Source organism: Leclercia sp. CFBP8987, from assembly GCF_034044995.2.
GTDB lineage: Bacteria > Pseudomonadota > Gammaproteobacteria > Enterobacterales > Enterobacteriaceae > Enterobacter > Enterobacter tamurae.
In genome coordinates, this window is the sequence record NZ_CM188255.1 from 1,342,008 (window position 1) to 1,365,859 (window position 23,852).

General features: G+C 54.4%; 23 protein-coding genes and 5 tRNA genes. 26 read left to right on the forward strand and 2 right to left on the reverse strand.

The features are described from left to right. The first annotated feature begins 113 nt into the window (after positions 1-113). The 26 genes from sdhC to pnuC all read left to right on the forward strand — a co-directional run bounded on the left by sdhC (position 114) and on the right by pnuC (position 22,048). Positions 114-518 (forward strand): succinate dehydrogenase cytochrome b556 subunit, encoded by a 405-nt coding sequence (gene sdhC, locus SOM40_RS06335; RefSeq protein ID WP_181247215.1) that lies wholly within the window; start codon positions 114-116, stop codon positions 516-518. Beyond that, positions 512-859 carry a succinate dehydrogenase membrane anchor subunit gene (gene sdhD / locus SOM40_RS06340; protein WP_106992372.1) on the forward strand — a complete coding sequence of 116 codons (348 nt, stop codon included), beginning with the start codon at positions 512-514 and terminating at the stop codon, positions 857-859. The genes sdhC and sdhD overlap by 7 nt, the downstream gene beginning before the upstream one ends. Next, positions 859-2,625, forward strand: coding sequence for a succinate dehydrogenase flavoprotein subunit (gene sdhA, locus SOM40_RS06345; protein WP_320530741.1), 1,767 nt, complete (start codon positions 859-861; stop codon positions 2,623-2,625). Before sdhD ends, sdhA begins: the two co-directional genes overlap by 1 nt. Before the next feature lie 15 nt (positions 2,626-2,640). Further along, entirely contained in the window at positions 2,641-3,357 is a 717-nt protein-coding gene (gene sdhB, locus SOM40_RS06350) for a succinate dehydrogenase iron-sulfur subunit SdhB (RefSeq protein WP_039029333.1), read from the forward strand. Between the two features lie 238 nt (positions 3,358-3,595). Beyond that, complete coding sequence (gene sucA, locus SOM40_RS06355; RefSeq protein ID WP_320530740.1) at positions 3,596-6,403, forward strand: 2-oxoglutarate dehydrogenase E1 component; 2,808 nt, start codon at positions 3,596-3,598, stop codon at positions 6,401-6,403. Positions 6,404-6,417: 14 nt separating this feature from the next. Further along, complete coding sequence (gene odhB, locus SOM40_RS06360) at positions 6,418-7,644, forward strand: 2-oxoglutarate dehydrogenase complex dihydrolipoyllysine-residue succinyltransferase (RefSeq protein ID WP_320530739.1); 1,227 nt, start codon at positions 6,418-6,420, stop codon at positions 7,642-7,644. 87 nt (positions 7,645-7,731) lie between these two features. After that, entirely contained in the window at positions 7,732-8,898 is a 1,167-nt protein-coding gene (gene sucC, locus SOM40_RS06365) for an ADP-forming succinate--CoA ligase subunit beta (RefSeq protein WP_106992376.1), read from the forward strand. Then, complete coding sequence (gene sucD / locus SOM40_RS06370) at positions 8,898-9,767, forward strand: succinate--CoA ligase subunit alpha (RefSeq protein ID WP_032617085.1); 870 nt, start codon at positions 8,898-8,900, stop codon at positions 9,765-9,767. The genes sucC and sucD overlap by 1 nt, the downstream gene beginning before the upstream one ends. A 733-nt stretch (positions 9,768-10,500) precedes the next feature. After that, positions 10,501-12,069, forward strand: a complete 1,569-nt coding sequence (cydA, locus tag SOM40_RS06375; RefSeq protein WP_313824490.1) for a cytochrome ubiquinol oxidase subunit I — start codon at positions 10,501-10,503, stop codon at positions 12,067-12,069. 15 nt (positions 12,070-12,084) lie between these two features. Next, on the forward strand, positions 12,085-13,224 hold the full coding sequence (cydB, locus tag SOM40_RS06380) for a cytochrome d ubiquinol oxidase subunit II (protein WP_106992378.1): 1,140 nt from the start codon (positions 12,085-12,087) through the stop codon (positions 13,222-13,224). A gap of 14 nt (positions 13,225-13,238) precedes the next feature. After that, on the forward strand, positions 13,239-13,352 hold the full coding sequence (cydX, locus tag SOM40_RS06385) for a cytochrome bd-I oxidase subunit CydX (protein ID WP_006177208.1): 114 nt from the start codon (positions 13,239-13,241) through the stop codon (positions 13,350-13,352). Then, positions 13,352-13,636 carry a cyd operon protein YbgE gene (gene ybgE, locus SOM40_RS06390; RefSeq protein ID WP_106992379.1) on the forward strand — a complete coding sequence of 95 codons (285 nt, stop codon included), beginning with the start codon at positions 13,352-13,354 and terminating at the stop codon, positions 13,634-13,636. The genes cydX and ybgE overlap by 1 nt, the downstream gene beginning before the upstream one ends. A 148-nt stretch (positions 13,637-13,784) precedes the next feature. After that, positions 13,785-14,189 carry a tol-pal system-associated acyl-CoA thioesterase gene (ybgC, locus tag SOM40_RS06395; protein WP_106992380.1) on the forward strand — a complete coding sequence of 135 codons (405 nt, stop codon included), beginning with the start codon at positions 13,785-13,787 and terminating at the stop codon, positions 14,187-14,189. Then, a complete protein-coding gene (gene tolQ, locus SOM40_RS06400) occupies positions 14,186-14,878 on the forward strand; it encodes a Tol-Pal system protein TolQ (RefSeq protein ID WP_106992381.1) in 693 nt (230 codons plus the stop codon). Before ybgC ends, tolQ begins: the two co-directional genes overlap by 4 nt. A 3-nt stretch (positions 14,879-14,881) precedes the next feature. After that, on the forward strand, positions 14,882-15,310 hold the full coding sequence (gene tolR, locus SOM40_RS06405; protein ID WP_106992382.1) for a colicin uptake protein TolR: 429 nt from the start codon (positions 14,882-14,884) through the stop codon (positions 15,308-15,310). A 37-nt stretch (positions 15,311-15,347) separates the two neighbouring features. Continuing rightward, positions 15,348-16,679: a cell envelope integrity protein TolA gene (gene tolA, locus SOM40_RS06410; RefSeq protein ID WP_320530738.1), complete on the forward strand. Its 1,332-nt coding sequence runs from the start codon at positions 15,348-15,350 to the stop codon at positions 16,677-16,679. Positions 16,680-16,788: 109 nt separating this feature from the next. Then, positions 16,789-18,081, forward strand: coding sequence for a Tol-Pal system beta propeller repeat protein TolB (gene tolB / locus SOM40_RS06415; protein ID WP_320530737.1), 1,293 nt, complete (start codon positions 16,789-16,791; stop codon positions 18,079-18,081). Between the two features lie 34 nt (positions 18,082-18,115). Further along, positions 18,116-18,637 carry a peptidoglycan-associated lipoprotein Pal gene (gene pal, locus SOM40_RS06420; protein ID WP_106992384.1) on the forward strand — a complete coding sequence of 174 codons (522 nt, stop codon included), beginning with the start codon at positions 18,116-18,118 and terminating at the stop codon, positions 18,635-18,637. A 9-nt stretch (positions 18,638-18,646) separates the two neighbouring features. Beyond that, positions 18,647-19,441 (forward strand): cell division protein CpoB, encoded by a 795-nt coding sequence (cpoB, locus tag SOM40_RS06425; RefSeq protein WP_320530736.1) that lies wholly within the window; start codon positions 18,647-18,649, stop codon positions 19,439-19,441. A 162-nt stretch (positions 19,442-19,603) separates the two neighbouring features. Beyond that, a tRNA-Lys gene (locus SOM40_RS06430) sits at positions 19,604-19,679 on the forward strand. 27 nt (positions 19,680-19,706) lie between these two features. Beyond that, positions 19,707-19,782: transfer RNA gene (locus tag SOM40_RS06435), tRNA-Val, on the forward strand. A gap of 3 nt (positions 19,783-19,785) precedes the next feature. Next, positions 19,786-19,861: transfer RNA gene (locus SOM40_RS06440), tRNA-Lys, on the forward strand. A gap of 46 nt (positions 19,862-19,907) precedes the next feature. Further along, positions 19,908-19,983 (forward strand) — tRNA-Lys (locus SOM40_RS06445). A gap of 33 nt (positions 19,984-20,016) precedes the next feature. After that, positions 20,017-20,092: transfer RNA gene (locus SOM40_RS06450), tRNA-Lys, on the forward strand. Between the two features lie 163 nt (positions 20,093-20,255). Beyond that, complete coding sequence (nadA, locus tag SOM40_RS06455; RefSeq protein WP_106992386.1) at positions 20,256-21,299, forward strand: quinolinate synthase NadA; 1,044 nt, start codon at positions 20,256-20,258, stop codon at positions 21,297-21,299. Between the two features lie 29 nt (positions 21,300-21,328). Next, positions 21,329-22,048 carry a nicotinamide riboside transporter PnuC gene (pnuC, locus tag SOM40_RS06460; RefSeq protein ID WP_166181885.1) on the forward strand — a complete coding sequence of 240 codons (720 nt, stop codon included), beginning with the start codon at positions 21,329-21,331 and terminating at the stop codon, positions 22,046-22,048. Here the strand turns inward: pnuC and zitB are convergent. Both zitB and SOM40_RS06470 read right to left on the reverse strand, forming a co-directional pair. Then, on the reverse strand, positions 22,045-22,980 hold the full coding sequence (zitB, locus tag SOM40_RS06465; RefSeq protein WP_225759279.1) for a CDF family zinc transporter ZitB: 936 nt from the start codon (positions 22,978-22,980) through the stop codon (positions 22,045-22,047). The genes pnuC and zitB overlap by 4 nt on opposite strands. Before the next feature lie 108 nt (positions 22,981-23,088). Continuing rightward, positions 23,089-23,577 (reverse strand): protein YbgS, encoded by a 489-nt coding sequence (locus tag SOM40_RS06470; RefSeq protein WP_106992389.1) that lies wholly within the window; start codon positions 23,575-23,577, stop codon positions 23,089-23,091. Positions 23,578-23,852: the final 275 nt, after the last annotated feature.

Genomic DNA, 23,852 nt, shown 5'->3' on the forward strand with positions numbered 1-23,852 from the left:
GTAACGTGTCATTTGAGCATCTGGAAGCAATGTTTTGCATGACGCACAGTTATATAAAAGGCACGCTGTCTGACCCGCATCGCAGTCCGGAGGAAGGAAACTATAAGAACAGCATGTGGGCGTTATTCATGATAAGAAATGTGAAAAAACAAAGACCTGTCAATCTGGATCTGAAAACGATCCGATTCCCTGTAACGGCAATAGCGTCCATCCTTCATCGTGTATCCGGCGTGATCACGTTTGTCGCGGTGGGTATCCTGTTATGGTTATTGGGTACCAGCCTCTCGTCTCCGGAAGGATTCCAGCAGGCCTCTGCCATCATGAACGGTTTCTTCGTGAAATTTATCATGTGGGGCATCCTGACCGCGCTGGCCTATCACGTCGTCGGCGGCATCCGCCATATGTTGATGGATGTGGGTTATCTTGAAGAGACCTTCGAAACCGGCAAACGCACCGCTAACATCTCATTTGTTATCACTGTCGTGCTTTCACTTCTCGCAGGAGTCCTCGTATGGTAAGCAACGCCTCCGCATTTGGACGCAACGGCGTACATGACTTCATTCTGGTCCGTGCTACCGCTATCGTTCTCACCCTCTACATCATCTACATGATCGGTTTCTTTGCCACCAGCGGCGACCTGACGTGGGAAATCTGGACCGGTTTCTTCGGTTCGGCGTTCACCAAAGTCTTCACCCTGCTGGCGCTGGCCTCCATCCTGATCCACGCATGGATTGGTATGTGGCAGGTACTGACCGATTACGTTAAACCCGTGGCGATTCGTCTCGTTCTGCAGCTGGCTATTGTGGTTGCTCTTGCGGTTTACGTTATTTATGGATTCGTTGTGGTGTGGGGTGTGTGATGAAACTGCCAGTCAGAGAATTTGATGCTGTAGTGATTGGAGCCGGTGGCGCAGGTATGCGCGCAGCGCTGCAAATTTCCCAGAGCGGCCAGACCTGTGCGCTGCTCTCTAAAGTCTTCCCGACCCGTTCCCATACCGTATCAGCGCAGGGTGGCATCACCGTGGCGCTCGGTAATACCCATGAAGATAACTGGGAATGGCATATGTACGACACGGTGAAAGGCTCCGATTACATCGGTGACCAGGACGCCATTGAATATATGTGTAAAACCGGCCCGGAAGCGATTCTGGAGCTGGACCATATGGGTCTGCCATTCTCCCGTCTGGAAGATGGCACCATCTATCAACGTCCGTTTGGCGGCCAGTCGAAAGACTTCGGCGGCGAGCAGGCGGCACGTACTGCAGCAGCAGCCGACCGTACCGGTCACGCGCTGCTGCATACCCTCTATCAGCAGAACCTGAAGAACAAGACCACCATCTTCTCCGAGTGGTATGCGCTGGATCTGGTGAAAAATGAAGATGGCGCCGTAGTAGGGTGCACCGCGCTGTGTATCGAAACCGGTGAAGTCGTCTACTTCAAAGCCCGCGCTACCGTGCTGGCCACCGGCGGTGCAGGCCGTATTTACCAGTCTACTACTAATGCCCACATCAACACCGGTGACGGCGTCGGTATGGCGATCCGCGCTGGCGTGCCGGTGCAGGATATGGAGATGTGGCAGTTCCACCCAACCGGTATCGCCGGTGCGGGCGTACTGGTAACAGAGGGCTGCCGTGGTGAAGGTGGTTACCTGCTGAACAAACATGGCGAACGCTTTATGGAGCGTTATGCCCCGAATGCGAAAGACCTGGCGGGTCGTGACGTGGTGGCGCGTTCCATCATGATCGAAATCCGTGAAGGTCGCGGCTGCGACGGTCCATGGGGCCCGCACGCGAAGCTGAAGCTTGACCATCTGGGTAAAGAGGTTCTGGAATCCCGTCTGCCAGGCATCCTTGAGCTGTCCCGTACCTTTGCTCACGTCGACCCGGTTAAAGAGCCGATCCCGGTTATCCCAACCTGCCACTACATGATGGGCGGTATTCCGACCAAAGTGACCGGCCAGGCGCTGACCGTGAACGCGCAGGGCGAAGACGTGGTGATCCCGGGCCTGTTCGCGGTAGGCGAAATTGCCTGCGTATCCGTACACGGTGCCAACCGTCTGGGCGGCAACTCTCTGCTCGACCTGGTGGTGTTTGGTCGTGCGGTGGGTCTGCATCTGCAGGAGTCCATTGCCGAGCAGGGTCCGCTGCGTGATGCCACCGACGCCAACATCGACGCCTCTCTGGAACGTCTGAATCGCTGGAACGGTAACCGTAACGGTGAAGATCCGGTGGAAATTCGTAAGGCGCTGCAGGAGTGCATGCAGCACAACTTCTCGGTATTCCGCGAAGGTGACGCGATGGCGAAAGGGCTTGAGCAACTGAAAGCGATCCGCGAGCGTCTGAAAAATGCCCGTCTGGATGACACTTCCAGCGAGTTCAATACCCAGCGCGTTGAGTGTCTGGAGCTGGATAACCTGATGGAAACCGCTTACGCGACCGCGGTCTCTGCAAACTTCCGTACCGAAAGCCGTGGCGCACATAGCCGCTTCGACTTCCCGGATCGTGACGACGAAAACTGGCTGTGCCATTCCCTGTACCTGCCAGAGTCGGAATCCATGACACGTCGTAGCGTCAATATGGAACCGAAACTGCGTCCGGCGTTCCCGCCGAAGATTCGTACCTATTAATGCGGAGACAGGACAATGAAACTCGAATTCTCAGTTTATCGTTATAACCCGGATGTCGACGACGCTCCGCATATGCAGGATTACACCCTGGAAGCGGAAGAAGGCCGGGACATGATGCTGCTTGATGCGTTAATGCAGCTGAAAGAAAAAGATCCGACACTGTCATTCCGTCGTTCCTGCCGTGAAGGGGTGTGTGGCTCCGACGGTCTGAACATGAACGGCAAAAACGGTCTGGCCTGTATCACTCCGATCTCGGCGCTCAACCGTCCAGGACAGAAGATTGTGATTCGCCCGCTGCCGGGTCTGCCGGTCGTTCGCGATTTGGTGGTGGACATGGGGCAATTCTATGCACAATATGAGAAGATTAAGCCTTACTTATTGAATAATGGGCAAAATCCACCCGCTCGCGAGCATTTACAGTCGCCAGAGCAGCGTGAAAAACTCGATGGCCTGTATGAGTGTATTCTCTGTGCATGTTGTTCGACCTCTTGCCCGTCGTTCTGGTGGAACCCGGACAAGTTTATCGGCCCGGCTGGCCTGCTGGCAGCGTACCGCTTCCTGATTGACAGCCGCGATACCGAAACCGACAACCGCCTGGAAGGGCTGAGTGATGCTTTCAGCGTATTCCGCTGCCACAGCATCATGAACTGCGTCAGTGTATGTCCTAAGGGGCTGAACCCGACGCGCGCTATCGGCCACATTAAGTCGATGTTGTTGCAGCGCAGTGCGTAAGTAACAACGCCGGATGGCGCTGCGCTTATCCGGCCTACGTCACAGTAGGCCCGGTAAGCGTAGCGCCACCGGGCAAAATGCAGAAACCTTTAAAAACTGCCCTGAAGTTTAGACAGTTTCTAAAGGTTCCTTCGCGGGCCAAATGAAAAGAGCTCGCAGGTGAACCCCGGCACGTACACGTGGTGTGCGTGGTAGTTTCTACGGCGAAAGTAAGCATAAAAATGCTTAAGGGATCACGATGCAGAACGGCGCAATGAAAGCCTGGCTGGACTCTTCATTCCTCTCTGGTGCAAACCAAAGCTGGATTGAACAGCTCTATGAAGACTTCTTAACCGACCCTGACTCAGTGGACGCTAACTGGCGTTCGATGTTCCAGCAGTTACCTGGAACAGGAGTCAAACCGGATCAATTTCATTCCAAAACACGTGATTATTTCCGTCGTCTGGCGAAGGATGCCTCACGTTACTCTTCCGCCATCTCCGACCCTGACACCAATGCAAAGCAGGTTAAAGTCCTGCAGCTGATTAACGCCTACCGTTTCCGTGGCCACCAGCATGCGAATCTGGATCCGCTGGGTCTGTGGCAGCAGGAGCGCGTGGCGGACCTCGATCCGGCTTATCACGATCTGACCGAAGCTGATTTCCAGGAAACCTTTAACGTAGGTTCTTTCGCGATCGGCAAAGACACGATGAAGCTGGGCGAACTGCTGGAGGCGCTGAAGCAAACTTACTGCGGCTCCATCGGTGCGGAATATATGCACATCACCTCAACCGAAGAGAAGCGCTGGATCCAGCAGCGTATTGAATCGGTTGCCGGTAAATCCACCTTCAATGCTGACGAGAAGAAGCGCTTCCTTGGCGAACTGACCGCAGCAGAAGGGCTGGAGCGCTATCTGGGCGCGAAATTCCCGGGCGCAAAACGCTTCTCGCTGGAAGGCGGCGATGCGCTGGTGCCAATGCTGAAAGAGCTGATCCGCCATGCGGGCAACAGCGGTACCCGTGAAGTGGTACTGGGCATGGCGCACCGTGGTCGTCTGAACGTGCTGATCAACGTGCTGGGTAAAAAGCCGCAGGATCTGTTCGACGAGTTCGCGGGCAAACATAAAGAACACCTCGGTACCGGTGACGTGAAGTACCACATGGGCTTCTCATCGGATATCGAAACCAAAGGCGGCCTGGTGCACATGGCGCTGGCGTTCAACCCGTCGCACCTGGAGATCGTCAGCCCAGTGGTGATCGGTTCCGTGCGTGCCCGTCTGGATCGTCTGGACGAGCCAAGCAGCAACAAAGTGCTGCCAATCACCATTCATGGCGATGCGGCAATCACCGGTCAGGGCGTGGTTCAGGAAACCCTGAACATGTCCAAAGCACGCGGTTACGAAGTGGGCGGTACCGTTCGCATCGTGATCAACAACCAGGTGGGCTTCACGACCTCTAACCCGCTGGACGCGCGTTCTACTCCATACTGCACCGACATCGGTAAGATGGTTCAGGCGCCAATTTTCCACGTCAACGCGGATGACCCGGAAGCGGTCGCTTTCGTGACTCGTCTGGCGCTGGACTTCCGTAATACCTTCAAGCGTGACGTACTGATCGACCTCTTCTGCTATCGCCGTCATGGCCATAACGAAGCGGACGAGCCAAGTGCAACCCAGCCGCTGATGTACCAGAAAATCAAAAAGCATCCGACCCCGCGCAAAATCTACGCTGACAAGCTGGAAGCGGAGAAGGTTGTGACGCTGGAAGATGCCACCGAGCTGGTGAATCTCTACCGCGATGCGCTGGATGCCGGCGAGTGCGTGGTGAAAGAGCTGCGTCCAATGAACATGCACTCCTTTACCTGGTCGCCGTACCTCAACCACGAGTGGGATGAGAGCTACCCGAACAAGGTCGAGATGAAGCGTCTGCAGGAGCTGGCTAAACGCATCAGCACCGTACCAGAAGCCATTGAGATGCAGTCCCGCGTACAGAAAATTTATTCTGACCGTCAGTCCATGGCGTCCGGCGATAAGCTGTTCGACTGGGGCGGCGCGGAAAACCTGGCCTACGCAACCCTGGTTGACGAAGGCATTCCGGTTCGTCTGTCCGGTGAAGATGCGGGCCGTGGCACCTTCTTCCACCGTCATGCGGTGATCCACAACCAGACCAACGGTTCCACCTACACTCCGTTGCAGCACGTGCATAACGGTCAGGGCCAGTTCAAGGTCTGGGACTCCGTGCTGTCGGAAGAAGCGGTGCTGGCGTTTGAATACGGTTACGCCACTGCAGAACCACGCACCCTGACCATCTGGGAAGCGCAGTTCGGCGACTTCGCAAACGGTGCGCAGGTGGTTATCGACCAGTTCATCTCTTCTGGCGAGCAGAAGTGGGGCCGTATGTGTGGCCTGGTGATGCTCCTGCCGCACGGCTACGAAGGGCAGGGCCCGGAGCACTCCTCCGCGCGTCTGGAGCGTTATCTGCAACTTTGTGCTGAGCAGAACATGCAGGTTTGTGTTCCGTCTACCCCGGCACAGGTTTACCACATGCTGCGTCGTCAGGCGCTGCGCGGGATGCGTCGTCCGCTGGTGGTGATGTCACCGAAATCTCTGCTGCGTCATCCGCTGGCGGTTTCCACGCTGGATGAGCTGGCAAACGGCACCTTCATGCCGGCGATTGGCGAGATTGACGAGCTGGATCCGCAGGCAGTTAAACGCGTGGTGATGTGTTCTGGTAAGGTTTACTACGACCTGCTGGAACAGCGCCGTAAGAACGATCAGAAAGATGTCGCCATCGTGCGTATCGAACAGCTTTATCCGTTCCCGCATCAGGCGATGCAGGACGCATTAAAACCTTATGCTCACGTACATGATTTTGTCTGGTGCCAGGAAGAGCCGCTCAACCAGGGCGCATGGTACTGCAGCCAGCATCATTTCCGTGAAGTGATTCCATTTGGGTCTGCTCTGCGTTACGCAGGTCGCCCGGCCTCTGCCTCTCCGGCAGTAGGGTATATGTCCGTTCACCAGAAGCAGCAGCAAGATCTGGTTAATGACGCGCTGAACGTCGATTAATTAAAGGATAAATAATGAGTAGCGTAGATATTCTTGTTCCCGACCTGCCTGAATCCGTCGCTGATGCGACCGTTGCAACCTGGCACAAAAAACCGGGCGATGCGGTAAAACGCGATGAAGTGCTGGTAGAAATCGAAACTGACAAAGTGGTACTGGAAGTACCAGCCTCGGCGGACGGCATTCTGGATGCAGTGCTGGAAGATGAAGGCACGACCGTAACCTCTCGTCAGCTGCTGGGTCGCCTGCGTGAAGGCAACAGCGCGGGCAAAGAGTCCAGCGCCAAATCTGAAGAGAAAGCCTCTACGCCAGCACAGCGCCAGCAGGCTTCTCTGGAAGAGCAGACCAACGACGCGCTCAGCCCGGCGATCCGTCGCCTGCTGGCCGAGCACAACCTCGACGCGGCGGCCATTAAGGGCACCGGTGTCGGCGGTCGTCTGACCCGCGAAGATGTGGAAAAACACCTGGCGAAAGCACCAGCCGCAACGGAAGCAAAAGCACCAGCTACTGCACCGGCTCCGGCTGCACAGCCTGCGCTGGGCGCACGCAGCGAAAAACGCGTCCCGATGACCCGCCTGCGTAAGCGCGTGGCCGAGCGTCTGCTGGAAGCGAAAAACTCCACCGCGATGCTGACCACCTTCAACGAAGTCAACATGAAGCCAATCATGGACCTGCGTAAGCAGTACGGTGACGCGTTTGAAAAACGTCACGGTATCCGTCTGGGCTTTATGTCCTTCTACGTGAAAGCGGTTGTTGAAGCCCTGAAACGCTACCCGGAAGTGAACGCGTCTATCGATGGCGAAGATGTGGTGTACCACAACTACTTCGACGTGAGCATGGCCGTTTCTACGCCACGCGGCCTGGTAACCCCGGTTCTGCGTGATGTAGACACCCTGGGCATGGCTGACATCGAGAAGAAGATCAAAGAACTGGCAGTGAAAGGCCGTGACGGCAAGCTGACTGTAGAAGACCTGACCGGCGGTAACTTCACCATTACCAACGGCGGCGTATTCGGCTCGCTGATGTCTACTCCAATCATCAACCCACCACAGAGCGCGATTCTGGGCATGCATGCCATCAAAGATCGTCCTATGGCGGTTGACGGTAAAGTAGAGATCCTGCCGATGATGTACCTGGCGCTCTCCTACGACCACCGTCTGATCGATGGCCGCGAGTCTGTGGGCTACCTGGTAGCGATTAAAGAGCTGCTAGAAGATCCAACTCGTCTGCTGCTGGACGTCTAGTTTTTAGCACCATTGCCCGGCGGCGTGTCGCCAGCCGGGCTTATAAAAGCATGACCTAACGATTACCCTGAAGGATGGATAGAACACATGAACTTACATGAATATCAGGCAAAACAGCTGTTTGCCCGGTATGGCTTACCGGCTCCGGTGGGTTATGCCTGCAATACCCCTCGCGAAGCAGAAGAAGCCGCATCTAAAATCGGCGCCGGTCCTTGGGTAGTGAAATGTCAGGTTCACGCTGGCGGCCGCGGTAAAGCGGGCGGTGTGAAAGTCGTTAACAGTAAAGAAGAGATCCGCGCATTTGCTGAGCACTGGCTGGGCAAACGTCTGGTGACCTACCAGACAGACGCGAGCGGCCAGCCGGTTAACCAGATCCTGGTTGAAGCGGCGACCGATATTGCAAAAGAACTGTACCTCGGTGCCGTGGTAGACCGTAGCTCCCGTCGCGTGGTGTTTATGGCTTCTACCGAAGGTGGCGTGGAAATCGAGAAAGTGGCGGAAGAGACCCCGCACCTGATCCACAAAGTGGCTATCGATCCGCTGGCAGGCCCAATGCCTTACCAGGGACGCGAGCTGGCCTTCAAACTGGGTCTGGAAGGTAAACTGGTGCAGCAATTCACCAAGATCTTCATGGGCCTGGCCAACATCTTCCTGGAGCGTGACCTGGCGCTGATCGAAATCAACCCGCTGGTGATCACTAAGCAGGGCGACCTGATCTGCCTCGACGGCAAACTGGGCGCTGACGGCAACGCACTGTTCCGCCAGGCTGACCTGCGCCAGATGCGCGACCAGTCTCAGGAAGATCCACGTGAAGCTCAGGCTGCACAGTGGGAACTGAACTACGTGGCACTCGATGGCAACATCGGCTGCATGGTTAACGGTGCGGGCCTGGCAATGGGCACCATGGACATCGTTAAACTGCACGGCGGCGAGCCGGCAAACTTCCTCGACGTGGGCGGCGGCGCGACCAAAGAGCGCGTGACCGAAGCCTTCAAAATCATCCTCTCTGACGACAACGTGAAAGCGGTTCTGGTGAACATCTTCGGCGGCATCGTACGTTGCGACCTGATCGCTGACGGCATTATCGGTGCGGTAGAAGAAGTGGGCGTAAATGTCCCGGTAGTGGTGCGTCTGGAAGGGAACAACGCTGAACTTGGCGCGAAAAAACTGGCTGACAGCGGCCTGAATATTATTGCAGCGAAAAGTCTGACGGATGCCGCTCAGCAGGTAGTTGCCGCAGTGGAGGGGAAATAATGTCCGTTTTAATTAATAAAGATACCAAGGTCATCTGCCAGGGCTTCACCGGTAGCCAGGGTTCATTCCACTCTGAGCAGGCGATTGCTTACGGTACGCAGATGGTTGGCGGCGTTACGCCAGGGAAAGGCGGCACCACTCACCTGGGCCTGCCGGTGTTCAACACCGTACGTGAAGCCGTAGAAGCGACGGGCGCCACCGCCACCGTGATCTACGTTCCGGCCCCGTTCTGCAAAGACTCCATTCTGGAAGCCATCGACGCAGGCATCAAACTGATCATCACCATCACCGAAGGTATCCCGACGCTGGATATGCTGACCGTGAAAGTGAAGCTGGACGAAGCGGGCGTGCGCATGATCGGGCCAAACTGCCCGGGCGTGATCACCCCAGGTGAATGCAAAATCGGCATCATGCCGGGTCACATTCACAAGCCAGGCAAAGTGGGCATCGTCTCCCGTTCCGGTACTCTGACCTATGAAGCGGTTAAACAGACCACCGACTACGGTTTCGGCCAGTCCACCTGTGTGGGCATCGGCGGCGACCCAATCCCGGGCTCTAACTTCATCGACATCCTGAAGCTGTTCCAGGAAGATCCGCAGACCGAAGCGATTGTGATGATCGGTGAAATCGGCGGCAGCGCGGAAGAAGAAGCCGCTGCGTACATCAAAGACCACGTGACCAAGCCGGTTGTGGGCTACATCGCGGGTGTGACTGCGCCGAAAGGCAAGCGTATGGGCCATGCGGGCGCCATCATCGCGGGCGGCAAAGGTACTGCGGATGAAAAATTCGCGGCGCTGGAAGCAGCAGGCGTGAAAACCGTTCGCAGCCTGGCTGACATCGGTGAAGCCCTGAAATCCATCATTAAGTAAATCCTCTCTGCTCCCCGTGCGGGGAGCTTTGACATAATAAATGTCCGTTTCGACATGGTTGGCCATCGTAAGATGGCCTTTTTTTTGGCGGTGAGAAACAAACCGGTAACATTACTGTGTTAATTTCCGGATTATCAAAAGTAAAATATTTGTAATAAAAAGCGCTGATAAAAATAGAATAAAAAAACAGTGTGAAATGACCAGCATTAATAGTTCGGAATTATTAAAAAGTTGATTCTATTTCCGCGTTAATTTAAATCACCTTTATTTATATTTCCTCCTTTCATCGATAACGATCAATAGCATATTTAAACATATCGTTAACATTACGCCTATTGCGTTTACTATGTGGATACACCCTTAACACGCCTGCGCAATATTGATTTATATCAATATTTAATACCTGGAAAAGGGCGTCAAAAAGCGTTAAATTGCTCCCGATCAATTTGGTTGAAAAGTGGTAAAGTCGCTATATATTGATCGCTGTCGTAAAACGTAAAGCGCTTTCAATAAAAACCTGTTTATTGTAAGGGTTTTGCGGCGTAATATATTTGCGGGATCAATTTCGGGTTTTAATTAACGTATCTGTAACTTTTCATCATGGCTTTTTCCTCCTGGGAAGATTAAGTAACGAAGAAAGGATGCGGATAATTTTTTGTATTGGGGCATGTGTGTGGATCTTTTCTAGCAGGATCCACTCCCGGAGTCTTCATGCGATGAGCAAGGAGTCATGATGTTAGATGTAGTCGAACTGTCGCGCTTACAGTTTGCCTTGACCGCGATGTACCACTTCCTTTTTGTGCCACTGACGCTCGGTATGGCGTTCCTGCTGGCCATTATGGAAACGGTCTACGTCCTTTCCGGCAAACAGATTTATAAAGATATGACCAAGTTCTGGGGCAAGTTGTTTGGTATCAACTTTGCGCTGGGCGTGGCCACCGGTCTGACCATGGAGTTCCAGTTCGGGACTAACTGGTCTTACTATTCCCACTATGTCGGGGATATCTTCGGTGCGCCGCTGGCCATTGAAGGTCTGATGGCCTTCTTCCTCGAATCCACCTTTGTAGGTCTGTTCTTCTTTGGCTGGGATCGTCTGGGTAAAGTGCAGCATATGGCTGTGACCTGGCTGGTCGCCTTAGGCTCTAACCTGTCCGCACTGTGGATCCTGGTAGCCAACGGCTGGATGCAGAACCCTATCGCGTCAGATTTTAACTTCGAAACCATGCGTATGGAGATGGTCAGCTTCTCCGAGCTGGTGCTGAACCCGGTCGCTCAGGTGAAATTTGTTCACACTGTGGCATCCGGCTATGTCTGTGGCGCAATGTTCGTCATGGGGATCAGCGCCTACTACATGCTGCGTGGTCGTGACTTCGCCTTTGCTAAGCGCTCCTTCGCCATTGCGGCGAGCTTCGGTATGGCGGCTATCCTCTCTGTTATCGTGCTGGGTGATGAATCCGGTTACGAGATGGGCGACGTGCAGAAAACCAAACTGGCGGCGATCGAAGCAGAGTGGGAAACCCAACCGGCTCCGGCAGCCTTCACCCTGTTTGGTATTCCCGACCAGGATGCGCAGGAAAACCACTTTGCTATTCAGATCCCTTATGCGTTGGGCATCATTGCCACCCGCTCTGTGGATACGCCGGTTATCGGTCTGAAAGATCTGCTGGTGCAGCATGAAGAGCGGATCCGTAACGGGATGAAAGCTTACTCTCTGCTGGAACAGCTGCGTGCCGGTTCTGCCGATCCGTCCGTTCGCGATCAATTTAACGACGTGAAAAAAGACCTCGGTTACGGCCTGCTGCTGAAACGCTATACCCCGAACGTCTCTGACGCGACGGAAGAGCAAATCCAGATGGCGACCAAAGACTCGATTCCACGCGTTGCACCACTGTACTTCGCGTTCCGTATCATGGTTGGTTGCGGCATCATCATGCTGCTGATCATTGGCGCCTCCTTCTGGTCGGTCATTCGTAACCGTATCGGTCAGCGTAAATGGCTGCTGCGTGCTGCGCTGTACGGCATGCCACTGCCGTGGATTGCCATCGAATCCGGCTGGTTTGTTGCGGAATACGGTCGTCAGCCGTGGGCTATCGGTGAGGTGCTGCCAACCGCGGTGGCCAACTCCTCCCTGACCGCCGGGGATCTGATTTTCTCCATGCTGCTGATTTGTGGCCTGTACACCCTGTTCCTGGTGGCTGAACTGTTCCTGATGTTCAAATTTGCGCGCCTTGGCCCAAGCAGCCTGAAAACCGGTCGCTACCACTACGAGCAGTCCACCGTGGCTTCTCAGCCGGCACGCTAAGACAGGAGTCGTCAAATGATCGATTATGAAGTATTGCGTTTTATCTGGTGGCTGCTGGTCGGGATCTTACTGATTGGTTTTGCGGTCACTGACGGTTTCGACATGGGGGTGGGCATGCTCACCCGCTTCCTCGGTCGTAATGATACCGAGCGTCGAATTATGATTAACTCCATCGCCCCACACTGGGACGGTAACCAGGTGTGGCTGATCACCGCAGGCGGCGCGCTGTTCGCTGCCTGGCCGATGGTCTACGCGGCGGCGTTCTCCGGCTTCTATGTGGCGATGATCCTGGTGCTGGCGTCGTTGTTCTTCCGTCCGGTCGGTTTTGACTACCGTTCGAAGATCGAAGACACCCGCTGGCGCAACATGTGGGACTGGGGCATCTTCATCGGTAGCTTCGTGCCGCCGCTGGTGATCGGCGTGGCGTTCGGCAACCTGCTGCAGGGCGTGCCGTTCCACCTCGATGAATACATGCGCCTGTACTACACCGGCAACTTCTTCCAGCTGCTGAACCCGTTCGGTCTGCTGGCGGGCGTGGTCAGCGTGGCGATGATCCTGACTCAGGGTGCCACCTATCTGCAGATGCGTACCGTGGGTGAACTGCACCTGCGCTCCCGCGCCGTCTCGCAGATTGCGGCTCTGGTGACCCTGGTCGGCTTCGCGCTGGCGGGTGTCTGGGTGATGTTCGGTATCGACGGTTACGTAGTGACATCGGCGATTAACCATACCGCGCCGTCTAACCCGCTGACCAAAGAAGTGGCACGTCAGGCAGGTGCCTGGCTGGTGAACTTCAATAATATGCCGGTTCTGTGGGCTATCCCGGCACTGGGCGTGGTGCTGCCGCTGCTGACCCTGCTGACTTCCCGCATGGAAAAAGGCGCATGGGCCTTCGTCTTCTCCTCATTGACGCTGGCGTGCATCATCCTGACGGCCGGTATCGCGATGTTCCCATTCGTGATGCCATCCAGCACCATGATGAATGCTAGCCTGACGATGTGGGATGCCACCTCAAGTCAGATGACGCTGAACCTGATGACGTTTGTGGCTGCCGTGTTCGTACCGCTCATTCTGGCCTACACCACCTGGTGTTACTGGAAAATGTACGGTCGTATCACGAAAGAACATATCGAAAGTAATTCTCACTCTATGTATTAAGGAAGGAGCTGAATATGTGGTATTTCGCATGGATTTTAGGAACGCTTCTTGCCTGTGCATTTGGTGTGATCACCGCCCTGGCGCTTGAGCACGTTGAAGCGTCCAAAGCTGGTGAAGAAAAACACTGATGATCGCGTATCTCTACGGGATCATGGACAAGCGCCCGCTGAGGGCGCTTTCCTTAGTGATGGCGTTACTGCTGGCGGGTTGCATCTTCTGGGACCCGTCGCGCTTTGCGGCGAAGACCAGCGAGCTGGAAATCTGGCACGGTTTTCTCATCATGTGGGCAGTGTGCGCCGGGGTGATCCACGGCGTCGGCTTTCGCCCGAAAGCCTTACTCTGGCAGGGCATCTTCTGCCCGCTGCTGGCGGATGTGATCCTGCTGGTGGGCCTGATTTTCTTTTTCAGCTGAATAAGAACTATCCGTTAATATTATGGGCTTACCCTGGCCCATAAAAATTTACTCTCTGTTTACTTTCCCCCATTCCAAACCACCATTCCCGCGCGTATAGTAGCGAAGTTTAGAAGATCTGACCCTTTTTGTATTACCGGGATGTAAAGTGAATACAACGCTATTTCGATGGCCGGTGCGTGTCTACTACGAAGATACGGATGCCGGTGGTGTGGTGTACCACGCCAGCTACGTTGCCTTTTATGAACGAGCACGCACTGAAATGCTGCGCCATCATCACTTTAGCCAGCAGGTTCTGTTGGCGGAGCGAGTTGCCTTCGTGGTACGCAAGATGACGCTGGAGTATTTTGCGCCCGCCAGACTCGACGATATGCTCGAAGTCCAAACGGAAATAACATCAATGCGCGGGACCTCAATGGTTTTCACGCAGCGGATCGTCAATGCAGAAAACACGGTACTGAACGAAGCTGAAGTCCTGATCGTCTGTGTTGATCCAATCATCATGAAGCCTCGTGCGCTTCCTAAGTCTATTGTCGCGGAGTTTAAGCAGTGACTGACATGAATATCCTTGATTTGTTCCTGAAGGCTAGCCTTCTGGTTAAACTTATCATGTTCATTTTAATTGGTTTTTCTATCGCCTCCTGGGCCATCATTATCCAGAGAACCCGTATCCTCAATGCGGCAACCCGTGAAGCGGAAGCCTTTGAAGATAAGTTCTGGTCCGGTATCGAACTTTCCCGTTTGTATCAGGAAAGCCAGGGGCGTCGTGAAAACCTCTCCGGCTCCGAGCAAATTTTCTATAGCGGCTTTAAAGAGTTTGCCCGTTTGCACCGCGCTAACAACCATGCGCCGGAAGCGGTCGTTGAAGGGGCATCCCGTGCGATGCGTATTTCAATGAACCGTGAACTGGAAACGCTGGAAACGCACATTCCGTTCCTCGGCACCGTCGGTTCCATTAGCCCGTATATCGGTCTGTTTGGTACGGTCTGGGGGATCATGCACGCCTTTATCGCCCTGGGTGCGGTAAAACAGGCGACGCTGCAGATGGTTGCACCGGGTATCGCAGAAGCACTGATCGCGACCGCTATCGGCCTGTTCGCTGCTATTCCTGCGGTAATGGCGTACAACCGCCTGAATCAGCGCGTGAACAAACTGGAACTGAACTACGACAACTTCATGGAAGAGTTCACCGCGATTCTGCACCGCCAGGCGTTTACCAGTACCGAGAGTAACAAGGGGTAAACCATGGCCAGACAGCGTGGACGGGGTCGTCGCGAACTGAAGTCCGAAATCAACATTGTACCGCTGCTGGACGTGCTGCTGGTGCTGCTGCTGATCTTTATGGCCACAGCACCCATCATCACCCAGAGCGTTGAGGTTGATCTGCCGGATGCGACAGAATCTCAGGCTGTAAGTAGCAATGACGATCCACCGGTCATCATTGAAGTATCCGGAGTAGGGCAGTACAGCGTGGTGGTTGAAAAGGATCGTCTCGATCAACTCCCGCCGGAGCAGGTCATTGCCGAAGCGCAACGACGTCTGCAGTCCAATCCGAAAACGGTCTTCTTAATCGGTGGTGCGAAAGACGTGCCTTACGATGAAATTATAAAGGCGCTGAACCTGTTGCATAGCGCGGGCGTTAAGTCAGTCGGCTTGATGACGCAGCCTATTTGATCATCTGCGTACACAACAGAGTTTTTGGGAACCCATAGTGTCAAAGGCAACCGAACAAAACGATAAGCTTAAGCGGGCGATCATTATCTCGGCGGTGCTGCATGTCATTCTTTTTGCAGCACTGATCTGGAGTTCGTTCGATGAGCATCTCGATACCGCTGCTGGCGGTGGGGGAGGTTCATCCATCGATGCCGTGATGGTCGATCCCGGCGCGGTGGTGCAAAACTATAACCGCCAGCAACAGCAGCAGGCGAGTGCAAAACGTGCTGAAGAGCAACGCGAAAAGCAGGCGCAACAGCAGGCGGAAGAGCTGCGTGAAAAGCAGGCCGCCGAGCAGGAACGTCTGAAGCAGCTTGAGAAAGAACGTTTGCAGGCGCAGGAAGCGGCGAAAGAGCAGGCGGAGCAGCAAAAACAGGCGGAAGCCGCAGCGAAGCAAGCGCAGGAAAAACAGAAGCAGGCGGAAGAGGCAGCAGCCAAAGCCGCAGCGGATGCCAAAGCGCAGGCAGATGCTCAGGCGAAACAAGCTGCTGAAGCGGCAAAACAGGCCGCGGATGCCGCTGCATTAGCCGCGAAAAAAGCCGCTGCCGATGCGCAAAAACAGGCTGAAGCTGAAGCCGCCAAAGCTGCTGCTGATGCGAAGAAGAAAGTAGAAGCCGAAGCTGCGAAGAAAGCTGCTGCTGACGCGAAGAAAAAAGCGGAAGCGGAAGCAGCCAAACAAGCAGCCCAGGAAGCCGAGAAGAAAGCGGCTGCCGACGCGGCTAAAAAGGCTGCTGCAGCAGAAAAAGCCGCAGCTGAAAAAGCTGCTGCTGCCGAGAAAGCGGCCGCTGAGAAGAAAGCCGCTGCGGCAGAAAAAGCAGCTGCAGATAAAAAAGCCGCTGCAGATAAGAAAGCAGCTGCCGATAAAGCAGCTGCTGACAAAGCTGCCGCCGCGAAAGCCGCAGCAGCGAAAAAAGCCGCCGCGGAAAAAGCTGCTGCATCGGACGTTGATGACCTGTTCGGCGATCTGAGCTCAGGTAAGAATGCGCCGAAAACAGGCGGTGGGGCTAAAGGAAGTAACGCAGCCCCGGCCGGAAGTGGTAACACTAAGAACAATGGTGCTTCTGGCGCTGAAATCAACGATTACAAGAACCAAATTGCGGCGGCTATATCCAGCAGGCTTAACGACAAATCATTGTATACAGGGAAAACATGCAAACTGCATATTAAACTGCATACTGATGGTACCGTGCTGAGCGTTGAGTCAGAAGGTGGCGATGACGCGTTATGTCAGGCTGCACTTGTGGCGGTGAATCAGGCAAAACTACCTAAGCCACCGACTCAGGCTGTCTATGAGGTATTCAAAGACGCCTCGCTGAACTTTAAGCCGTAAGCAGAACGGTAACGTTATCCGTTACCTGGTTCTGATAATGTTGTGTATTTGAGTTTGTTAACCTTCTGCTAGATTATCCAGAGCTGATTGTTCGGATAAGGGAGATATGATGAAGCAGGCATTACGATTAGCATTTGGCTTTTTAGTCCTGTTGACTGCAACAGTGCATGCAACAGTTAGCATTGACATTACCGACTGGAACGACTCGGCACGTCCGATTGGTGTGGTTCCATTCCAGTGGAAAGGGCCAGGTGCTGCGCCGGAAGATGTGGGTGGCATTGTTGCCGCTGACCTTCGCAACAGCGGTAAATTCAACCCGTTAGATCGTTCTCGTCTGCCACAGCAGCCGGGCACAGCGGCAGAGTTACAACCGGCGGCATGGTCTGCGCTGGGTATCGATGCGGTGGTCGTGGGTCAGGTTACGCCTAACCCGGACGGCGGTTATACCGTGGCTTACCAGCTGGTTGACACCGGTGGCGCACCGGGCACCGTGCTGGCGCAGAACACTTATAAAGTGAACAAGCAGTGGCTGCGTTATGCGGGTCACACGGCAAGCGACGAAGTGTTTGAGAAGCTGACCAGCATCAAAGGCGCGTTCCGCACCCGTATCGCTTATGTTGTGCAGACCAACGGCGGCCAGTTCCCGTACGAGCTGCGCGTCTCTGACTATGACGGTTACAACCAGTTCACCGTTCACCGTTCACCACAGCCGCTAATGTCACCGGCCTGGTCACCGGACGGTTCTAAGCTGGCCTACGTAACCTTCGAAAGCGGTCGTTCAGCGCTGGTTATCCAGACCCTGTCCAACGGCGCGGTGCGTCAGGTTGCCTCTTTCCCACGTCACAACGGGGCACCGGCCTTCTCGCCGGACGGTTCTAAACTGGCGTTTGCGCTGTCTAAAACCGGTAGCCTGAACCTGTACGTAATGGACATCGGTTCCGGTCAGATCCGTCAGGTCACCGACGGTCGCAGCAACAACACCGAACCAACCTGGTTCCCGGACAGCCAGAACCTGGCCTTTACCTCTGACCAGGCGGGTCGTCCACAGGTTTATAAAGTTAATGTTAACGGCGGTGCACCGCAGCGTATCACCTGGGAAGGTTCACAGAACCAGGACGCAGACGTGAGCGCTGACGGTAAGTTTATGGTAATGGTCAGCTCGGCCGGTGGTCAGCAGCACATTGCCAAACAAGATCTGGGTGGTGGTGGCGTACAAGTTTTATCGTCAACCTTCCTGGATGAAACGCCAAGTCTGGCACCTAACGGCACTATGGTTATCTACAGCTCTTCTCAGGGGATGGGATCGGTGCTGAATCTGGTTTCTACAGATGGGCGTTTCAAAGCGCGTATTCCGGCAACTGATGGACAGGTAAAATCACCTGCCTGGTCGCCGTACCTGTAATAATAATTAATTGAATAATAAAGGAATCATAGAAATGCAACTGAACAAAGTGCTGAAAGGGCTGATGATCGCTCTGCCTGTTATGGCAATCGCAGCGTGTTCTTCTAACAAGAACGCAAGCAACGACCAGAGCGGCGAAGGCATGATGGGTGCCGGCACCGGTATGGACGCAAACGCCAATGGCAATATGTCTTCTGAAGAGCAAGCGCGTCTTCAGATGCAACAGCTGCAGCAGAACAACATTGTTTACTTCGATCTGGACAAGTTCGACATTCGTTCTGACTTCGCTGCGATGCTGGATGCGCACGCTAACTTCCTGCGTAGCAACCCGTCTTACAAAGTCACCGTAGAAGGTCACGCGGACGAACGTGGTACTCCTGAGTACAACATCTCTCTGGGTGAGCGTCGTGCTAACGCCGTTAAAATGTACCTGCAGGGTAAAGGCGTTTCTGCTGACCAGATCTCCATCGTTTCTTACGGTAAAGAAAAACCTGCAGTACTGGGTCACGACGAAGCGGCTTACTCCAAAAACCGTCGTGCCGTACTGGTTTACTAAGAGAATTGCATGAGCAGTAACTTCAGACATCATCTGTTGAGTCTGTCGTTACTGGTTGGTATAGCGGCCCCCTGGGCCGCTTTTGCTCAGGCACCAATCAGTAGTGTCGGCTCAGGCTCGGTAGAAGACCGGGTCACCCAACTCGAGCGTATTTCTAATGCTCACAGCCAGCTTTTAACCCAACTTCAGCAGCAGCTCTCTGACAACCAAACCGATATTGACTCACTGCGCGGACAGATTCAGGAAAGCCAGTATCAGCTCAATCAGGTTGTGGAGCGTCAGAAGCAGATCCTGCTGCAGATGGATAGCCTGAATAATGGCGGCGCAGCAGCGCAACCAGCAACAGGCGATCAAAGCGGCGCAGCTGGTGCAGCGGCAACGCCTCAGGCTGACGCGTCAGCCTCAGCAGGGGCGCCTGTACAGAGCGGTGACGCGAATACTGACTACAATGCGGCAATCGCCCTGGTGCAGGATAACTCGCACCAGGACGAGGCGATGGCGGCGTTTCAGAACTTCGTGAAGAAATACCCTGATTCAACCTACCAGCCCAATGCGAACTATTGGCTGGGACAGTTGAATTACAACAAGGGTAAAAAAGACGACGCGGCATTCTATTTTGCCTCCGTGGTAAAAAATTACCCGAAATCACCGAAAGCGCCTGACGCGATGTACAAGGTCGGGGTGATCATGCAGGACAAAGGCGATACCGCGAAAGCGAAGGCCGTCTTCCAGCAGGTGGTCACTAAGTTCCCGGGCACCGAAGGTGCGAAACAAGCGCAAAAACGTCTTGCTGCGATGGGATGATTGCCGGATGACCAGAAATCGCGTTTTTTCTGGTCTTGCCGCATACTTCCTAAGCAGTTAAGTGATATTCATCAAAATATTAGTTGCGCAGAATTCTTAAATCAGTAATATATGCCGCCGTTGCCAAGGGATATCAAACAGCCCAAAAGCAGCCAAAATAGTGGGTCGTTAGCTCAGTTGGTAGAGCAGTTGACTTTTAATCAATTGGTCGCAGGTTCGAATCCTGCACGACCCACCACTAATAGCAGTTCCGGCAGTACAGAGTGGGTGATTAGCTCAGTTGGTAGAGCATCTCCTTTACACGGAGGGGGTCGGCGGTTCGAGCCCGTCATCACCCACCACTCGGGTCGTTAGCTCAGTTGGTAGAGCAGTTGACTTTTAATCAATTGGTCGCAGGTTCGAATCCTGCACGACCCACCAATCTTTTTGATTGGTGCCGAGTAAAAATTTCAGGCAACACCCGAATGGGTCGTTAGCTCAGTTGGTAGAGCAGTTGACTTTTAATCAATTGGTCGCAGGTTCGAATCCTGCACGACCCACCAGCCTGAAAAGAATTAAGCAGTACATCCCGCAAGGGGTCGTTAGCTCAGTTGGTAGAGCAGTTGACTTTTAATCAATTGGTCGCAGGTTCGAATCCTGCACGACCCACCAATGTAAAAAGGCGCCCTAAAGGCGCCTTTTTGCTATCCAGCCCGATGACATTTCTCTTCAGATTCGCTATCTTGTTTAGTATACAAAACACAATAGCCATTCATTTTGCTGTGTCGCGCAAAATAAAGGCGATGTTGTTAAGCCAGTAAAACGAGAAGCCAAAATGAGTGTGATGTTTGATCCTGAAGCCGCCATCTATCCTTTCCCGCCTAAGCCGGTCCCGCTGAGTCTGGACGAAAAGCAGTTTTACCGCGAAAAGATCAAGCGCTTGCTCAAAGAGCGCGACGCGGTGATGGTGGCGCACTACTACACTGATCCGGAAATTCAGCAGCTGGCAGAAGAGACCGGCGGCTGTATATCGGACTCGCTGGAGATGGCGCGCTTCGGTGCAAAACATCCCGCTTCAACGTTGCTGGTGGCCGGTGTGCGTTTTATGGGTGAGACGGCAAAAATCCTTAGCCCGGAAAAAACCATTCTGATGCCGACCCTGAACGCAGAGTGCTCGCTCGATTTAGGCTGCCCGATCGACGAATTCTCCGCCTTCTGCGACGCCCATCCCGACAGAACGGTGGTGGTCTACGCCAACACCTCCGCCGCGGTCAAAGCGCGTGCCGACTGGGTGGTGACCTCCAGCATCGCTGTCGAACTGATTGAGCATCTCGACAGCCTCGGGGAGAAAATTATCTGGGCGCCGGACAAGCATCTGGGTAACTATGTCCAGAAACAGACCGGGGCAGATATTCTGTGCTGGCAGGGCGCCTGTATCGTCCATGACGAGTTTAAAACCCAGGCGCTGGAGCGTATGAAGAGTCTCTACCCGGATGCCGCCGTGCTGGTCCATCCGGAGTCGCCACAGGCGATCGTCAACATGGCGGATGCCGTGGGTTCAACCAGCCAGCTGATTGCTGCCGCGAAAACGCTGCCGCATCGCCAGCTGATCGTTGCCACCGATCGCGGCATCTTCTACAAAATGCAGCAGGCGGTGCCGGAGAAAGAGCTGCTGGAAGCGCCGACAGCGGGCGAGGGGGCAACCTGTCGCAGCTGCGCGCACTGTCCGTGGATGGCAATGAACGGGCTGAAAGCCATCGCAGACGGGCTGGAGTCGGGCGGCGCGGCGCATGAAATCCATGTAGATGCGGCGCTGCGGGAAGGGGCGTTAATTCCGCTTAACCGGATGCTGGATTTTGCGGCTACACTACGTCCTTAAGCAACGTAACGTAACGCTGAGGGAAAAAGATGGATTTTTTTAGCACGCAAAACATTCTGGTACATATACCGATTGGCGCTGGCGGCTATGACTTGTCATGGATTGAAGCCGTCGGGACGATAGCGGGTCTGCTCTGTATCTGGCTCGCCAGTCTGGAGAAGATCGTCAACTACGCGTTTGGCCTGGTGAACGTCACGCTGTTCGCCATCATCTTCTTTCAGATCCAGCTGTATGCCAGCCTGCTGCTGCAACTGTTCTTCTTCGTGGCCAATATCTATGGCTGGTACGCCTGGTCGCGGCAGAACAGCCAGCAGGAGGCGGAACTGCAGATCCGCTGGCTGCCGTTGCCTAAAGCCCTCGGCTGGCTGGCCGCCTGCGTGGTGGCTATCGGCCTGATGACGGTCTATATCGACCCGGTGTTCGCCTTCCTGACCCGCGTGGCGGTGTCGGTGATGAGCAGCCTGGGCCTGAACGTCACCATGCCGGAGCTGCAGCCTGATGCCTTCCCGTTCTGGGATTCGTGCATGATGGTGCTGTCGATTGCCGCCATGATCCTGATGACCCGCAAATATGTCGAAAACTGGCTGCTGTGGGTGATCATCAATGTGATAAGCGTGGTGATCTTTGCCCTGCAGGGCGTCTATGCCATGTCGCTGGAGTACATGATCCTCACCTTTATTGCCCTGAACGGCAGCAGGATGTGGATTAACAGCGCGCGTGAACGAGGTTCCCACGCGCTGGCACGTTAATGGTGATGATGGGCGTGGCCGGACTGGATATCGTTAAGGTGACAGTCCGGTCCGTTACAGGGGGTGTATTCCATCTGGATAGTGCTGTGCGCGATGGCGTAATGGTGCTCCAGGAAATGCTGGATACGCCCCAGTAACGCATCGTGATCGTGAGGAGGAACGACCTGCACATGTAGGGTCATCAGCGGCTTTTCGCCCACCATCCAGACGTGAATATGATGCACGTCGCGCACTTCAGGAATAGAGCGGGTTAAGTTGCGCTTTAACGCCGGAATATCCAGCGACGCCGGCGCACCCTCCAGCAGCTCATTCACACTCTCCTGCAATAACCGCCAGGCGCTGCGTAACACCAGACACGAGACAACAATCGACAGGATCGGGTCTATCGGCGTCCAGCCCGTCCAGAGGATCACCAGCGCCGCAACGATGGCTCCCACCGAACCCAGCAGATCCCCCAGCACGTGTAGCGCCGCCGCCCGCACGTTGAGATTTTTCTCCTCACTGCCGCGATGCAAAATCCAGAACGCCAGGATATTGGCGATAAGCCCGGCAACCGCCACGACCATCATGGTCACGCCCGCAACAGGCTGAGGGTACCGGAACCGTTGGAAGGCTTCCCAGACAATTAAAATGGTGATCAATACCAGCGCGATGGCGTTAACGAATGCAGCAAGCGTCGTGAGGCGCAGCCAGCCAAAGGTGCGGCCATGGCTCGGCGGGAGACGGGCAAATACCACCGCCAGTAGCGCAAACAGCAGTGCAGCCGCGTCCGTTAACATATGCCCGGCATCAGCCAACAGCGCCAGTGAGCCAGAAATCAGCCCGCCGATCACCTCGATGATCATAAAGGTGGCGGTGACGCCGAACGCCAGCATTAAGCGTTTAGCATTTCCATCCTGCGAAGAAGGGGTATGTGAGTGGGTGTGCGCCATGAATCCTATCCCGGTCCATTATTATTGTAAGTGTAGCGTTTTTAACATCTTGCACAAAAAATAAAGGAGAGCCGTAGCTCTCCTTCATCATAACCGCATTACCGTTGATTACTGGGTAGTGCCGTCAGTTTTTTGTTCTTGCGGAGTTCGTTCAGAATCGACTTTACCGGACTGATCCGGGCATTTACCGTCTTTACACATCGAATTCTTGTGCTGATCGTCCTTGGTCATGCCGTCATTACCCATCTTGCTTGGGTCATCATTACCCATGATGGAATTAGAGCCACCCGTTGTAGAGCTATTGCCGCTACCGGTAGTCGTACCGCTAGTGGTGGCGTTAGTACCATCAGGATTTAACATGGTGCCGCTGCCGCCGCTGGTTGTACCTGTGGTACCAGAACCCGTATTAATCTGGCTGTTACCGGTATTATTTGGAGCAATATTCTGATGCGCATCAGGCGCTACTGCTCCGGCATCCGCCGCGGCATTTGCCTGGCCGTTATTGGTGCTGGAGCCTGTGTCTGCTGCCAGCGCCGCACCACTTGCCATGGTGAGCGAAGCTGTCAGGAAAAGAGTGGCGAGTTTAGTCATTTTCATCATGCTGCTCCTGTTCTGGTCGTTATGTTCTGGATAACTTCTTTCCACAGTGCATATGCGAAATCGATATACTGCTCAGTGGTTAAAGATGCCATGATCCATACTTAGGTCAGTATGGAATCTCAATAAACGTAATAAATGCAGTGCATACAGTTAAAAAGTTTAGGGTGTATCTCGCTTTTCGCTACTTTGTGGGGTTTTTTAAGCGAATTCCAGGATTTATCTGTGCGTAGTGTAAAAGCCAGTTTACACTTCCTGACTGACAAGATAGATTG